This is a genomic window from Flavobacterium aquidurense (assembly GCF_002217195.1).
GTDB classification, from domain to species: domain Bacteria; phylum Bacteroidota; class Bacteroidia; order Flavobacteriales; family Flavobacteriaceae; genus Flavobacterium; species Flavobacterium frigidimaris.
This window is the reverse complement of record NZ_MUGR01000018.1, coordinates 101,176-116,346: the sequence shown is the minus strand read 5'-3', so window position 1 is coordinate 116,346 and position 15,171 is coordinate 101,176. Positions and strand designations below refer to the sequence as shown.

15 protein-coding genes are annotated in these 15,171 nt (G+C 33.9%); 4 read left to right on the top strand and 11 right to left on the bottom strand.

Annotation, left to right across the window (positions count from 1 at the left end):
• Positions 1-896 precede the first annotated feature (896 nt).
• Together B0A67_RS10045 and B0A67_RS10040 are read right to left on the bottom strand one after the other, a co-directional pair.
• Positions 897-2,132 carry an ABC transporter permease gene (locus B0A67_RS10045; RefSeq protein WP_072964400.1) on the bottom strand — a complete coding sequence of 412 codons (1,236 nt, stop codon included), beginning with the start codon at positions 2,130-2,132 and terminating at the stop codon, positions 897-899.
• 110 nt (positions 2,133-2,242) lie between these two features.
• Positions 2,243-2,737 carry a YkgJ family cysteine cluster protein gene (locus B0A67_RS10040; RefSeq protein WP_072964399.1) on the bottom strand — a complete coding sequence of 165 codons (495 nt, stop codon included), beginning with the start codon at positions 2,735-2,737 and terminating at the stop codon, positions 2,243-2,245.
• A gap of 74 nt (positions 2,738-2,811) precedes the next feature.
• On the opposite strand from B0A67_RS10040, the gene B0A67_RS10035 reads away from it, so the two are divergent.
• Together B0A67_RS10035 and B0A67_RS10030 are read left to right on the top strand one after the other, a co-directional pair.
• Positions 2,812-3,519: a class I SAM-dependent methyltransferase gene (locus tag B0A67_RS10035; RefSeq protein ID WP_072964398.1), complete on the top strand. Its 708-nt coding sequence runs from the start codon at positions 2,812-2,814 to the stop codon at positions 3,517-3,519.
• Between the two features lie 17 nt (positions 3,520-3,536).
• Positions 3,537-4,082, top strand: coding sequence for a YfiT family bacillithiol transferase (locus B0A67_RS10030; RefSeq protein WP_072964397.1), 546 nt, complete (start codon positions 3,537-3,539; stop codon positions 4,080-4,082).
• An 84-nt stretch (positions 4,083-4,166) separates the two neighbouring features.
• Here the strand turns inward: B0A67_RS10030 and B0A67_RS10025 are convergent, their stop codons facing one another.
• The 8 genes from B0A67_RS10025 to B0A67_RS09990 all read right to left on the bottom strand — a co-directional run bounded on the left by B0A67_RS10025 (position 4,167) and on the right by B0A67_RS09990 (position 10,664).
• Complete coding sequence (locus tag B0A67_RS10025) at positions 4,167-4,799, bottom strand: 7-carboxy-7-deazaguanine synthase QueE (RefSeq protein ID WP_072964396.1); 633 nt, start codon at positions 4,797-4,799, stop codon at positions 4,167-4,169.
• Positions 4,800-4,900: 101 nt separating this feature from the next.
• A complete protein-coding gene (locus B0A67_RS10020; protein WP_072964395.1) occupies positions 4,901-6,568 on the bottom strand; it encodes a tetratricopeptide repeat protein in 1,668 nt (555 codons plus the stop codon).
• Positions 6,569-6,585: 17 nt separating this feature from the next.
• Complete coding sequence (locus B0A67_RS10015) at positions 6,586-7,509, bottom strand: PstS family phosphate ABC transporter substrate-binding protein (protein ID WP_072964406.1); 924 nt, start codon at positions 7,507-7,509, stop codon at positions 6,586-6,588.
• A 2-nt stretch (positions 7,510-7,511) separates the two neighbouring features.
• Entirely contained in the window at positions 7,512-7,742 is a 231-nt protein-coding gene (locus tag B0A67_RS25175) for a hypothetical protein (protein ID WP_026983456.1), read from the bottom strand.
• Positions 7,742-8,542 carry an energy transducer TonB gene (locus B0A67_RS10005; RefSeq protein ID WP_072964394.1) on the bottom strand — a complete coding sequence of 267 codons (801 nt, stop codon included), beginning with the start codon at positions 8,540-8,542 and terminating at the stop codon, positions 7,742-7,744. The genes B0A67_RS25175 and B0A67_RS10005 overlap by 1 nt, the downstream gene beginning before the upstream one ends.
• A gap of 36 nt (positions 8,543-8,578) precedes the next feature.
• Positions 8,579-9,136 carry an ExbD/TolR family protein gene (locus B0A67_RS10000; protein ID WP_072964393.1) on the bottom strand — a complete coding sequence of 186 codons (558 nt, stop codon included), beginning with the start codon at positions 9,134-9,136 and terminating at the stop codon, positions 8,579-8,581.
• 20 nt (positions 9,137-9,156) lie between these two features.
• Positions 9,157-9,783 (bottom strand): ExbD/TolR family protein, encoded by a 627-nt coding sequence (locus tag B0A67_RS09995; RefSeq protein ID WP_072964392.1) that lies wholly within the window; start codon positions 9,781-9,783, stop codon positions 9,157-9,159.
• Positions 9,784-9,839: 56 nt separating this feature from the next.
• Positions 9,840-10,664: a MotA/TolQ/ExbB proton channel family protein gene (locus B0A67_RS09990; RefSeq protein ID WP_072964391.1), complete on the bottom strand. Its 825-nt coding sequence runs from the start codon at positions 10,662-10,664 to the stop codon at positions 9,840-9,842.
• Between the two features lie 379 nt (positions 10,665-11,043).
• Here B0A67_RS09990 and B0A67_RS09985 point away from each other — a divergent pair, with 379 nt between their 5' ends.
• The gene (locus tag B0A67_RS09985; protein ID WP_072964390.1) at positions 11,044-12,561 is read left to right on the top strand and encodes a helicase HerA-like domain-containing protein; all 1,518 of its coding nucleotides are present in this window, start codon (positions 11,044-11,046) and stop codon (positions 12,559-12,561) included.
• Positions 12,562-12,746: 185 nt separating this feature from the next.
• On the opposite strand, the gene B0A67_RS09980 is transcribed toward B0A67_RS09985, so the two are convergent.
• Positions 12,747-14,090 carry an FAD-dependent oxidoreductase gene (locus B0A67_RS09980; RefSeq protein WP_072964389.1) on the bottom strand — a complete coding sequence of 448 codons (1,344 nt, stop codon included), beginning with the start codon at positions 14,088-14,090 and terminating at the stop codon, positions 12,747-12,749.
• Positions 14,091-14,536: 446 nt separating this feature from the next.
• Here B0A67_RS09980 and B0A67_RS09975 point away from each other — a divergent pair, with 446 nt between their 5' ends.
• Positions 14,537-15,130, top strand: a complete 594-nt coding sequence (locus tag B0A67_RS09975) for a GNAT family N-acetyltransferase (protein WP_072964405.1) — start codon at positions 14,537-14,539, stop codon at positions 15,128-15,130.
• Positions 15,131-15,171 lie beyond the last annotated feature (41 nt).

Here is a 15,171-nt window from a genome sequence, read left to right as displayed (position 1 = left end):
CAAAGCGGGTGCAAAAGTAGAAAATTTATTTTCAACTGGCAAGTAAATTTTGAAGTTTTTTTTTAGAAAATTTCTTTTCATTTTCTTCTCATTTCCTAACCAATATCTCAATGAACTTCCGTTGTTTTGCGGGGTGCAAATGTAACATCTGTTTTCAAATCTCGCAAGCTTTCTTTAATCTTTTTCAGAAAATAAATTTTCCTTTTAATTAATCTCTCTTGCCAGTATTTCAGTGAACGTCTCTCGTTGTTGCGGGTGCAAAAGTACCACCTTTATTTACATTTACAAGACTTTTCATTATATAATTTCAATGTTTTTCGAAACTTTTTCTTAACACTCTGATAACACCAATATTAGAGCACCATCATTTTTTATCTTTTAAGGAATTTTCTGAAGTCTATTGTGTTTTCAGCAATACCAGCCATGAAAGACATTCGGTTTTTATAGACTCCGCAGCTTTTTGAGTGGTTTTTCGATTACTTTTGCAACAATGCTGCGTAACAGCTTTTATAGCTTTAGCCGGTTTTGCCACCAAGACGCTAAAGCACAAAGTTTCATTTTGATTGGTTTGATTAGTTTTGAGAAGTCAACAAGGCACAAAGTTTCTTTCCCTCCTATATATAGATATACTTATCATAAAAACAACTGCCATAGCCTTGATGGAAGCGAAAATCCTTTTGTGCCGGTCCCGATAGCTATCGGTAGAAACAAAATATTGCAGCGCACGGCAGGAAATAGCTCCTCATTCAAATCCGCAAATTCCAAGAATACACTGAATAGGCTTCGACTGCGCTTAACAGGACAAATTACCTCCTATATATTGCAAATAATAAACCCGACAGGTTTTAAAAACATTTGATTGTCGGGTTTAAAATTAAAGACTAAATCTCTGAAGTTTAATCGAAGCGAATGGCTTTGACCGGCGAAATCTTTGTGATGATATATGACGGAATCAACAACACGACAAAACAAACTGTTATGGTAAGCAAATTTAACAAAGCAACATAACCCCAATTTATATAAACCGGAGCCTGATTGACGTAATAATTCTCAGGATTCAACTGAACTATCCCAAAATGTTGCTGAACAAGCAATATGGCGATACCAATTAAATTCCCCCAAAACAATCCTCTTATAATAAGATAGAATGCATTGTATAAAAATATTTTGCGAACTGTCCAGTTATTTGCTCCCATCGCTTTTAGAATCCCTATCATTTGGGTGCGCTCTAATATAAGAACCAACAATGCCACAACCATATTTATTGTAGCTACCAAAATCATAATTCCTAAAATAATGACGATATTAAAATCAAAGAGCTGCAACCAATCAAAAATATAACTGTACTTTTCTATTATGGTTTTAGTATCTAAGCTCGATGAAGTTTGCTCGTATATCTGATTACCGGTGGTTTTTATATTATCAAAGTCTTTTACAAAAACTTCGAATGCACCAACCTGATCCGCACTCCATTTATTGATTCGCTGAATATGGCGGATATCTCCTATAATATAATTAGCATCGAATTGCTGAAATCCTGAGTTAAAAATACCCGCAATTTTGAATCGGCGACTATTAGGCATTTTACCCTGTTCTTCTTTAATAAAAAAAGTATTGAAATTATCCCCAACTTTTAAATCAAGTCTATCCGCTAGAAGTCTTGAGATTAAAACTTCTTCATTTAAATCTCTAGCAAAATCAGGCACTTTACCATCAACAATATACTCTTTTATATTATTCCAATCATAATCTGCCCCCACTCCTTTGAAAACTATTCCCTCAAAAGCATTTTCGGTTCTGATAATTCCAGCCTTCGTTGCGATGGCCTGAATATGACTTACCTCCGGAACTGATTTGAAGTTGGGATAAAAATCCTGTTTCTTTGAAATTGGAACCAAAGTCACCTCTGAATTATTATTGTCATAATTGGATATAATAATCTGACCATTGAAAGCCGAAACTTTATCACGTATTTTTTGTTGCAACCCCATCCCGGTAGCAACCGAAACGACCATCATAATAATACCAATAGCAATTGCCGAAATAGCAATTTTTATAATTGGTGCCGATATACTGCTTTTATAATCTTTGGCAGTAATAAGTCTTCTGGCTATGAAATATTCTAAATTCAAATTTCAGTTGTCTTTTGTTATAATTATAATATTTTTTTCTGATGTTAATCAAAAATACATTTTAAAAAGTAAAAACGAATTGCTTCTAAAAACAATTACATTTTTTAGCCCTACAAAGGAAGTTTCTTTTTCATTTCCTCTACTATATTGTATGCAGCAGGACAAATCGCAACATTTTTTAAAGTGATATCCGTAATCTGATTAAACTTTTTACGATCTGTATGCGGAAACTCTCTGCAGGCTTTAGGACGAACATCGTAAATCATACAATAATTCTCATTATCCAAAAAAGTACAGGGAACACTTTGCAAAACATAATCCTTATCTTCATCAATTCTGAGATACTGCTCGATGAACTGCTGAGGCTTTTGTCTGAAAGATTTTGAGATTCTTTCGATATCTGCCAAAGTAAATAATGGCCCTGTCGTTTTACAACAATTAGCGCATTGCAAACAATCTGTCTTTTTAAATTCAGCATCATGCAAATCCTGCATGACGTAATCTAAATTTTTAGGCTGTTTCTTTTTCAGCTTATCAAAATACTTTTTGTTTTCGATATGCTTATCTTTGGCTAACTTATTTAAGTTATTTAAAATTTGTTTCAAGTTTACTTTTTAAAGTTGATTTGCAAAATTAAACAACTTTAAACTTGAAACCTTAAACTTTGAAACAAAATACGATGAAAGATCTATTTGGAAAAGCGATGTTCGATTTTCAAACCAATAATTCGCCGGAAGATATCATTACAGAAACCACAATTTCTGAAGAAGACGAAATGAGCGTTGACTATTTATTTCGTTCTCACAATGAAATGCCCAAAATTGAGCAAAAAGCATTACAATTAGCCACTGGAAAAACATTAGATGTGGGCTGTGGTGCGGGAAGTCATAGTTTATCTTTACAAAATGACCGCAATTTGGATGTTACATCAATAGATATTTCAGCAAAAGCGATTGAAACCTGTAAACTTCGCGGCGTTAAAAATGCAAAAGTTCAAAACATACTTGATTTTGAAGGTGAAAAATTTGATACGATTATCTTATTAATGAATGGCGTTGGTATTTTTGGCAAATTAGAGAACTGTAATAAATTCCTAACCAAGCTAAAATCGCTTTTAAATCCAGGCGGGCAAATTTTACTAGACAGTTCGGATATTATTTATATGTTCGACGAGGATGAAGACGGTGGAAAATGGATTCCTTCGAATAATGATTATTATGGAGAGTTGGTTTTTAACATTTCTTATAAAGGAGAAAAAGAAGAACCTTTTGACTGGTTGTACCTGGACTACAACACGCTTCAGAATGGAGCTATTGCAAATGGACTAAAATGCGAGCTTATTTTAGAAGGAGAACATTATGATTATCTTGCCCGACTTTCAATTTAAAAGAAAATCAAACTATCATGACTGCAACAGATTTAGAAAAATTAAAATATCCTATCGGGAAATTTGAATTCCCAACTGAATTTACCCCCCAACATCTTTCAGCAAAAATTGACGAAATTGAATCTTTTCCTGAAAGATTAAAAAAAGAGACACTTCATCTGACAGAAGAACAATTAAACACACCGTATCGACCAGACGGATGGACAGTCCGACAAGTGATTCATCATTGTGCCGAGAGTCATATGAATTGTTATATCAGAATAAAATGGGCTCTGACCGAAAACAATCCAGTAATAAAACCATACGATGAAACTTTATGGTCTGAATTACCGGATAATTTAAACATGCCCATTCAACCTACATTAACTCTACTGGAAGGATTACATTACCGCTTGACTTTTATCCCGAGAAATTTATCTAACACAGATCTCCAAAAGTCTTTTATTCATCCTGAAAATAATTCAGAATATAAAATAAAACAATTGATAGGAACTTATGCGTGGCACGCAAATCATCATCTGGCACATATTACAACTTTAAAAAAACGCAAGAACTGGACGTAGACAAAATGCGTTTCTTTTTTACACACTGTGTATTATTTACCACAAACAAAAAATCTCTTCAAAAGAAGAGATTTTTTATATACTTTAAGGAATATTCAAATATTTATGAGTCTGTAATGAAACTCTCCACTTTGGATTATTCATTACATAATCTACAATTAGCGGTGTCATTTCTTCTTTTTTACTCCATTCGGGCTGAAGAAACAAAATAGCATTATCATTTACCAACTCTGCTTGTTCTTCTGCAAAAATAAAATCGTGCTTATTATAGATAATCACTTTTAGCTCGTGTGCATTATCATAAACAGTCTGTGTTGGGAGTTTATTTTTTTTCGGAGAAAGACAAATCCAATCCCAAATACCTGTTAACGGATATGCTCCGGAAGTTTCTATGTGAACTTTTAAATTTCTGTTTTTTAATTCCTGAGTCAATAAACTCATATCCCAGGTAAGAGGCTCCCCTCCTGTTATTACAACAGTATCTGCTGAACTTGCGGCATTATTTACAATTAAATCAACACTCGTTGGCGGATGTAATTCTGCATTCCAACTTTCCTTCACATCACACCAGTGGCACCCTACATCACAACCTCCAATTCGTATAAAGTAAGCAGCAGTCCCTGTGTGAAAGCCTTCTCCCTGAATGGTATAAAATTCTTCCATTAAAGGCAACATAGCTCCCTTATTTACTTCTAACTGTATTTCTTTTGATAACATTATTATATTTTAAAGTGCAAAGATAGTCAATTAAATACGGAACAAAAAAAACCGATAGTCCTAAAGAACTATCGGCTTTCTATTTAATAAGAGATCTTATATTATTTTAAAGCTTTTACAGATTGCGCAGCATAAGCATTTGCAGGATCTAAAACTAAAGTTTTATTGAAATATTCAACAGCTTTAGCTTTATCTGTATTAGCATAACTAGCGCCAATACTGTTGTAAGCTTCTACTATTTTTTTAACTGTCGCAGGTTTTGCCAATTCCTCAGCACCTTTAGCAGTTGTTCTTGTCACATACTCTTCATAGTTTTTGATAATCAAATCATCTTTTTCTAACAAGTTGTTGATTCTACCTTTGTATAAGTAAGCTTCATCATAAGTTGGAGAAGCCTCTAAAACTCTGTCAAAAGCAATCTCTGCTTTTCCTAAAGCAGCAGCATCCGGAGCACCATCTTTTTTATTTGCATTAGCATAATAAAGTGAGATACCATAATAAACATTATCATCTAAATAATTTTTAGATTCTTTGTTATCAACAGCAAGTTCAAAAACAGCAGCCGCTTGTGCAAATTGTTTTTTACCAAACAAAGCTTTTCCTAAATCAGCAAGCTCTTCAACTACTAAAGGCTCTAATTCAATTGCTTTTTTAACATCAGCAATACCTGCATCAAAAGCAGCCTGATCTACAATACCTTCAGCATTAGTACCTTTTTTAATTTTTGATAAACCTAAATATAAATAATCTCTACCGATTACTTTATTTGAAGGTACTTTCATAAAATCTTCAATAGACTTAATTGCCACATCAACATTTCCGTTTTCGTAAGCAGCATATCCTAAATATCTGTAGATTCTTGGATTAACTTTATCCTCAGCAATCATTTTATTCGCTACAGTTTCAAGAGTTTTATAATCTTTTACTAAGATTAAGAAATCTGCATGACGCATTTTAGAATCTAAAGAGTAATCTGTAAGACTTAAATACTTCTCGTAATTGGTAATTGCATTTTGCAAATTAACTTTAGCGGTAGACGACTTATTTCTTCCCCATTTGTAATATGTCTCAGCTAATTCTCTGTAAACCGGACCATAATTAGGATTTATCGCAATAACTTCATTGAATGATTTAATTGCTTCTTCATAGGACTTCGCTCCTTTTAATAAAACACCTAATTGCATTTTAGCTCTCAAAAGTGTTGGATCAGCAGTAAATGCATCACGGTAAGCTTTGTAAGCATCATTTTGATTACTTGAACCATAATAAGCATCACCAATTGTTAAAAGAGCAGTTGCGTTTTGCGGCTCCAATACTAACGCACGTTTCAACACAGCAATTGCAGCAGTATAATCAGGACTAGTTGAGTTGATATAAGCTCTACCAATGTAAATAAACTCCTCTACATCTTTACGTTTCATATCTTTTGTAGCCAAACCAAAATTAGCCTGGGCTGCAGCAGCATTTTTGCTATCAAGATCTATCTGACCCAACCCAATATAATTTAGGTTTTTCTTATCAGATGCCTGCAATCCATTTGTGTAATAAATTTTAGCAGAATCAACAATAGACTGATTTAAATATACATTACCTAAAACAAAATTAGCTTCTCCGTCTGAAGGTTTTGCATTGATGATTGATTTAAGCAATGACTTTGCTTTTTGAAATTGTTCAGCATCGATTGCTTTTTTAGCTTCTTTGATATCTTGCGCTTTTACAACAGTAGCTGAAGCAACTAAGGCAAGACTAAAAATTTTAAATTTATTCATCTTTAATTGTAATTAATTTATTCTTTATCGTTAATAATTTGATTTCTAATTTTAAGGTTCCTTCCCGGAGTCCTTACAGGTAATAATCCAGATTTAAGGACTATGCGCTGACCAATATCTCCTGATATAAATGATGCAAAACCCATTCCTAAACCAGTATAACCCTGACAATTTATAATAAACAAATCACGTGCCAAAGGATATTTCATTTCAGCAAGGTCATTTTGAGTCGGGCTGTAATACTTATTATCATTCAGGCCTTTTACAGCCAAAACATTAATTTTTTTGATGACATCGGCCATCTTTGGCGAAGGCTGTGAAAGCCAGTTCACCCCAACAACTCCGATCATTCCATCATTCTCAGATACGAATTTAATAACTTCATCGTTAGTTTTAAAAGAAAAAACACCTTTAGCAGGGATATCTTTTACTTTTGCCAATTCTTTCATGTAACGAACCGTACTTGAGTTCGGATTATCAAACACAAGACCTTCAAATCCTGAAACAGTTTTTCCCTGCATAAAATCAATTACCGTTTTCAACGCAATTAATGTATCATTATTGCCTTTGTTCGAAATAAAAGCAATAGCATCAGTTGCAAAAGGCGTAACTCTTGGATTAATTTTACTTTTTTTAAATCTTGCCAATTCCTCTTCTGTAAGATTTCTGGCTGTAACCGCCACTTTAGCTCTCTGATTCAATAAATCATTTATCAATTCAGATTCTGATTTAGGCGTAACATTAATTTTAGAACCATAATATGTACCTTCAAAAACAGCGACCTGATCATCAACGATAGGTTTAATTGTTTCGTCGACAGTAATATCCATTGATCCTTTTAAAATTGTTTCTTTATCAGATTCATTTTTACTTTTTTGGTTGCACATGGCAAACAAAAAAACAAAAACGATCAAACCCACAACTTTACTATATTTTAACATCATTATTCTGCGTTTGAATTTATTAATCTCAAGAAACGAATTGCCGAATACACTATCAGCAATCCACCAAAAGCATATCTGTATTTAGGCTCCATATCTAAAGGAAGCTTTTTCCAAAACATAATCATTAAACCGAGTACAAGATATATTAAAAAAAACAGTATTCCTAAAACAAGAAGAAATCGCTCTTTGAGCGATTTCTTCTGAATATTATTAAGCATATCTTTTAACATTATTCTGCAGATTGAATAGTAATAGGAAGAGAGTAAAGAACCCTAACTTTTTTACCATTTTGCTCGCCGGGAGTCCATTTTGGACATTTTTTAAGAACACGAATTGCTTCTGCTCCTGTACCGTAACCGATATCCCTTAAAACTTTAATGTCGGTCAATGAACCGTCTTTTTCAACTACAAAAGTAACGTAAACTTTACCTTTTAAACCTTCCTCTTCAGGAGTCTTATAATTGTTTCCTACGAATTTGTAGAATTTTTCAATACCACCAGGGAAATCTGGTTTTACCTCGATACCAGCAGTATTATAAACATTATTATCTTCTTGAATGATTTCAGTAACTGGACCTTTACCAACTGGCTCATCTACAGTTAAAACTGCATCCGGATCTCCTTTGATAGTTTCGTTACCTACTTTTTTATCTTTAAGATCCACAATTTTTGGTGGATCTTCAGTAATCTCATTTGCTTTAGCAACCACTGGTTTCACAAACTTCACCTGATCCACTTTTGGTGGCGGTGGCGGTGGTGGCGGTTGGTTTGGCTTAATTTCCTCCTTTTTAGGGACAATTTTTACTGTCGCAATTTTAATATCATTATTCACTACCTCTTCTTCAGAATCTGGTAACAAGCTTGCAATAAGAGGGGCAGCAACAGCAAGGCTAAAAATAACCGAACCAATGATAAGTGCCTTTACGGTCGTACTACGGTTCGCTTTTCTTAACTCATATGCACCATATATCTTATTACGTCCTTCGAATACGATATCAAGCCACTGATTTTTAATTATATCTAATTTCATTTTTCTTGATTATTAAGGATTAAAACAAGATTGCTCTTATTTTTTATCTATCAATTTCGTCTCTTCCGGACTAAACTCAGGAACAATAGCATAAGTCTCTACTCCTGAAATCGCCATCTCATCCAAAATATCAACCAAATTACGGTAATTTGATTTTTTAGTTGGCTTGATAATAACTATAATTCCATTTTTAGGTTTCCCTAAAGCTGTAGAATAAGCTAAAACTGCCTTCTTCTGAGTCAATAATTCTCTACGAATTCCGTCTTTACCATAAGCGATATCTTTAGGTCCAACTTTAGGAGTTGCAAGCAATCCCATGTAATAAACCATTTTATTATCCTCGCCAAGCATAACCGTCATTGTACGATTCTCATCTACTTTCGTATCCTCTTTTTTATTAGGATCTGGATCTTTATCTGGCAGAGACAAATCCATCGATTGAGGTTTTGACAACGATGTGGTCAACATAAAGAATGTGATCAATAAGAATGCTAAATCCACCATTGCCGTTAAATCGACTTTAGAATTCTGCTTTTTACTTCTTACTTTACCACCTTTTCCGCCTCCACCGTCGCCGGTATTTAATTCAGCCATTTTAGTGTATATTTTTTAAATTAAAAGTCTCTTCCTCTCATACCTGTAACTAAGTTAAAGGAATTGATTTTTTGATCTTGCAAGATATCCATGATCTTTTTGATTTGTGGATATTCTTCTTTAGCATCACCTTTTATTGCAATTTTCAATTCTTTATCATCAATATCAATCGCAGCTCTTCTTGAAATCAAAAGCCAGTCTTTTAATTGATTATCTAATGAATCGATTGGAACACCAGGTTGGTTTGCTTTTGTTCTATCAGCCGCTTTCATGTCGATGATTTGTTTCAAATTAGCTAACGGAACACCAAAGTCATCCATTAATGCAAATTTAGTTTTATCATCTTCTGAGAAAGTAACACCGTATTTTGCTCCCATTCCTTCAAGAGTTCTTTTACGAATCTCTCTTCCTTTAATGTCAAAAAACACTTTGCTTTTCCCATCTGCACCTTTTCCTATTGTGATGATTGCTAAATCCGTATCAGGTAATTTAGTTTGAGCAACAGAAGAAGGCATATCTACAGGAAGTGCTTCTGGCACTTTAGCAGTAGCGGTCAAAATAAAGAACGTAAGTAAAAGGAACGCAACATCACACATGGCAGTCATATCTGTCGATGTTGACTTTTTTTTCATTTTTATTTTAGCCATTATCTTTTATTTTATTTTGATATAATTAATTATAATTAATACTAATCAAAAATTAATTATTGTTTCAAACTTCCTCTGAATCTTCTGTAAGTGTTTACGATAGTAACACCAGCCTCATCGATAGAGTAAGTTAAATCATCAATTTTAGCTGTAAAGAAGTTATAAGAAACGATCGCTAAGATTGAAGTAGAGATACCTGTTGCAGTGTTGATAAGTGCTTCAGAAATACCTGTTGCAAGAGCAGCCTGATCTGGAGTTCCAGCAGAAGCTAACGCACCAAACGCTTTAATCATACCTGATACAGTTCCTAATAATCCACCTAAAGTTCCTAATGATACTAAAGAAGAGATAATAGTCATGTTTTTTTCTAACATTGGCATTTCTAATGAAGTTGCCTCTTCGATTTCTTTGTGGATTACTTCTGCAGCTTCCTCACTGTTGAATCCTTCTTTTTTAACATCTTGGTATTTTACCAAAGCAGATTTAATTGCATTTGCAACTGAACCTTGTTGTTTGTCACATGCAGCAATAGCAGCTTCAATGTTTCCTTCTTTAATACTTCCTTGTACACTTTTCATAAATGCATCTAAGTTAGCTTTACCAGCAGCTTTACCGATAACGATAAATCTTTCAATAGAAAAAACAACAACCATTAAAAACATACCTAATAATACCGGTACAATAAAACCTCCTTTATATACTTGACCTAATGTATTGATCGGGTGACCTGTTTCTGGATTACCTCCTTCGAAGTTAGAAGCATCTCCCATAATTACTTTCCAAATAAACACCCCAACTAAAATACACGCAACAATAATGATTCCTGTAATCATTCCTCCTCCATTTGAAGTGCTTTCTTTTTTAACTTTAACGTTTGCCATTTTTTTTAATTTTAATAGTTTTAAATAATTTTTATTTTTTAGTTATATTTAACTTGTAGAGGAGCAAATTTATACGTTTAGTTTAAATAAAAAAACTTTTTTTAATTTAATTGACCGAAATTTAACGTCGATTTAAAAAATATCTCATTAATTTGCTGACATCATTTTTTAGATAAAACAAAAAACGGGGCGATTAATGGGAAAATTACAACGTTTTAGTAAATATTCAAACATTCCTTTGATATCTTCTTAAAAAGTTGCGAAATTATTTTTTATACATTTTTCAATCAAAAATAGCTTTTTCTTACTAAAAAAAACGAACTCTAAATGTTAAAAAACCAAGCAATACTCTTATAATCATCTAAATTACAAATAAAACATGAATAAAAAAGACAATTTCATTCAAGATATAAACAATGGCTACATATCTAAAGGTGATAACATAATTCTTGGAGGAGCCATTCTTGACGGAGAGCCAATTGCAGAAGTGCATGTAAAAATCCCACTAAAAACACTAAATCGCCACGGATTGATAGCCGGAGCAACCGGAACAGGAAAAACAAAAACGATACAGGTTTTTTCTGAACAACTGTCGAATGCGGGAATTCCAGTTTTGATGATGGACATAAAAGGTGATTTTAGCGGAATTGCCAAAGAAGGAAAAGAAGAAGCCTTTATTACGGAGCGACATGCTAAAATAAATATCCCTTATAATGTTGCTTCATTTCCGGTTGAATTAATGTCGCTTTCTAAACAAAATGGTGTCCGGTTAAGAGCCACGGTTTCGGAATTCGGACCTGTTTTATTTTCCAGAATTTTAGATTTAAATGACACTCAGGCCGGTGTTGTTGCAGTAATTTTTAAATATTGCGACGACAAACAAATGCCTTTATTAGATTTAAAAGACATCAAAAAAGTCATCAATTATATTACTGAAGAAGGCAAAGAGGAAATCTCTGCCAGTTATGGCAAAATTTCAACTGCCACAACGGGTACTATTCTAAGAAAAATAATAGAATTAGAACAGCAGGGCGGTGATATCTTTTTTGGTGAACTATCTTTTGAAATTGATGATTTGATGCGAATTGATGAAAACGGAAAGGGTTATGTAAACATCATTCGTTTGACGGACATTCAGGATAAACCTAAATTATTCTCAACTTTTATGCTCAGTTTATTAGCTGAAATCTACCAGCAAATGCCTGAAAAAGGTGATGTTTCGCAACCTGAATTAGTTATATTTATTGATGAGGCTCATTTAATTTTCAATGAGGCAAGCAAAGCTCTTTTGGACCAAATTGAAACTATCGTAAAATTAATACGTTCTAAAGGAGTCGGTATTTATTTCGTGACACAAAACCCAATGGATGTGCCGAGCGGGGTTCTGGCTCAATTGGGATTAAAAATACAGCATGCCTTGAGGGCTTTTACGGCTAATGACCGTCAGGCAATTAAGAAAACAGCAGATAATTATCCTACGTCACAGTATTATAAAACAGACGAATTATTGACAAATTTAGGAATTGGTGAGGCTCTTGTAACGGCCTTAAACGAAAAAGGAATTCCTACACCGCTTGTTGCCACAATGATGCGAGCACCAATGAGCCGAATGGACGTTCTGTCTTCCGACGAAATCGAAGCCATAAACAGCAAATCTAAACTTGTAAAAAAATATATTGAAGAAGTTGACCGCGAAAGTGCTTATGAAATTCTGAATAAAAAAATAGCTGATGCGGCACAAGCCAGCGCAGAACAGGAACAACAGCCGTCAACAAAATCATCGAAATCTGAACCGAGCACAACAAGTGTAGTAACAAAATCAGTATTGAAAGTCGTAACAAGTGCCACTTTTATCAGAGGCGTTTTTGGCGTATTATCTAAAATATTTAAAAAATAAAAAATAAACCATATAATTCATATAAGTTCATGTAAAACCAGTTACCGGTTAAATTGAATCAGCTCATAGAATTTTTACTGGTTAAATATTCGTTTTACAATAAAACCCGACAGGTTTTAAAAAATCTGCCGGGTTTACTTTATAAAAATTAAATGAACTTATATCACTAATATAGTTTCAAAAATTTATGCGTTTTGAAGCAATTCCAAAATCTTATCTTCGATTTCAGGTGTGTTCCAGATATTTTCGATATTATCAGTTCTTAAAACCTCTTCCATAATTCCGTTTTGAAAATCACCAATAGCCAAAGCTTCTGCATAAGGGCGATCACTAAAAGTCACACGGCTGTAAAGAGGAATCCATTTATCAGGGTGTTTATCTGAGAAGAATTTTTCAATTTTCTTTTGCAATAAGAATTTCTCGTCGGCAGTTTTGGTACTCATTTCCATGAAATTTCTATAAGAAAGTTCCGCAATAGCATCGGCATTTGGTTTGCGTGAGATTTCATATTCAGAGAAAATCTTCTTCCAATCGTCTCCATATTTTCCGATCATTTCATTCAGAACCGTGATATCTTCAAAACCGGCATTCATACCTTGTCCGTAAAACGGAACAATAGCGTGACAAGCATCTCCGATTAAAGCGATTTTATTTTCGTAAGTCCATGGAAAACATTTCATCGTTACCAAAGTACTGGTTGGATTCTTAAAGAAATCCTCTGCCAGTTTTGGAATCACTTCAATAGAATCTGGGAAATTTTTCTCAAAGAAATCTTCTACCATTTTACGATCCGTCAGTGATTCAAACGAATCCTCTCCCTCAAAAGGCATAAACAGCGTACAGGTAAAACTTCCATCTAAATTAGGCAGTGCAATTAACATATATTTACCGCGTGGCCAAATATGAAATGAATTTTTATCCAGTTTATGCGTTGCATCAGCATTTGCAGGAATATTCAATTCTTTATATCCCATATTCAAAAATTCCTGAGAATAATTGAACATACTCTGGCGCTGCATCCTATGACGGATTCTCGAAAAAGCACCATCGGCACCAAAAACCATATCGTATTTTTTCTCTTCCCACTCGCCTCTTTCGGTTTCACCAATATGCAAAGTTGCATCACTAAGTGTTACATCCCAGATCTTTTGGTCAAACAAAAATTCAGCTCCGGCTTGTTCTGCCAGATCAATCATTTTCCGGTTTAAAGCACCTCTTGAAATCGAATAAATCGACTCGCCTTCCTGTCCGTAATTCTGAAAATTAAGTTTATCAACCAAATGAATCGCCCGTTTGTCCATCGGAATTGCTATTTCACGAACTGATTCGCCAATACCAACGCCATCAAGAGCTTTCCAGCCACGATTAGACATTGCCAAATTTATAGAACGACCGGAAAAATTAATTTTGCGAATATCAGGGCTTCGATCATATACATGAACGGTGTGACCTGCTTTTTTGAGATAAATTGCCAAGAGTGATCCTACCAATCCAGAACCTACAACCGCAATTTTTAGTGGAGTTTGCATCAAGAAAAATCTAAATATAAGATCGTAAAAATAAGTAATAAATACACAAAAGCTTTAAAATAAAACAAATATTTACCTCTATTTGTTATAATTACCTGGGCATGACCCGCCGGAAAAAGCGGGTCGGGCTATCCGCTATATTCCCAATCAATAAAAACTAAGAGTAAAAAACCTTGTTTTTCTAAATCGGGAGATACAGCTGCTGTCACTCATGCAACAATCGTTTTCATAACAAATTTTCGTTTTTATAGATTTATTAGAAACCCGGAAAAGCCTATTTTCGCCTAACGAGAAAAAAATTGAGCCCACAGATTTGAAGGGTTGAACGGATTTTCCCAGGTTTTTTTACTAAAATCTAAATCGCATGCCTCAAAAAATAAGTGTCCACTTGTTCAACCCGTAAAATCCGCGGGCAAGAAACGAACTACTTCAATCAAACAAATACCATGAACAGCGAATTATTACAATCTGATATTTTTTTAGAAAACGAAAAAGTTTTATTACTTCCATTTGAAAACGAGCGAAACACCGAACTCAAAGAAATTATTTTCGATGATGAAATCTGGAAGTATATGGGAATGTATGTGCGAAATGACATTGATTTCGAAAATTACATACAAAACACACTAAAACAAAAAGCTGACGGAATCTGCTATCCGTTTTTAATTATTGATAAAACCACCAATAAACTTGCCGGAAGCACACGTTATGGTTACCTCAATCACGCGAGCCAAAAATGTGAAATTGGCTGGACGTGGTACGGAAGAGACTTTCAGGGAACAGGTTTAAACAAAGCCTGCAAATATGAATTATTGAATTTTGGTTTCGAAAATATTCACTTCAGGAGAATACAATTTAGCGCAGATCTCGAAAACAAAAAATCGCAACGAGCAATCGAAAAACTAGGTGCTGTAAAAGAAGGTGTTTTTAGAAATAACTATGTAGACTCTGAAGGAAAGAGTAAAAATGATGTTTATTATAGTGTAATTCCGGAAGATTGGCAATCTATTAAACGAGAATATTTCAAAGAATTTATATAAGAGGTTCATTCAACTTTGCCATAGAAAAAAATAGTATTTTA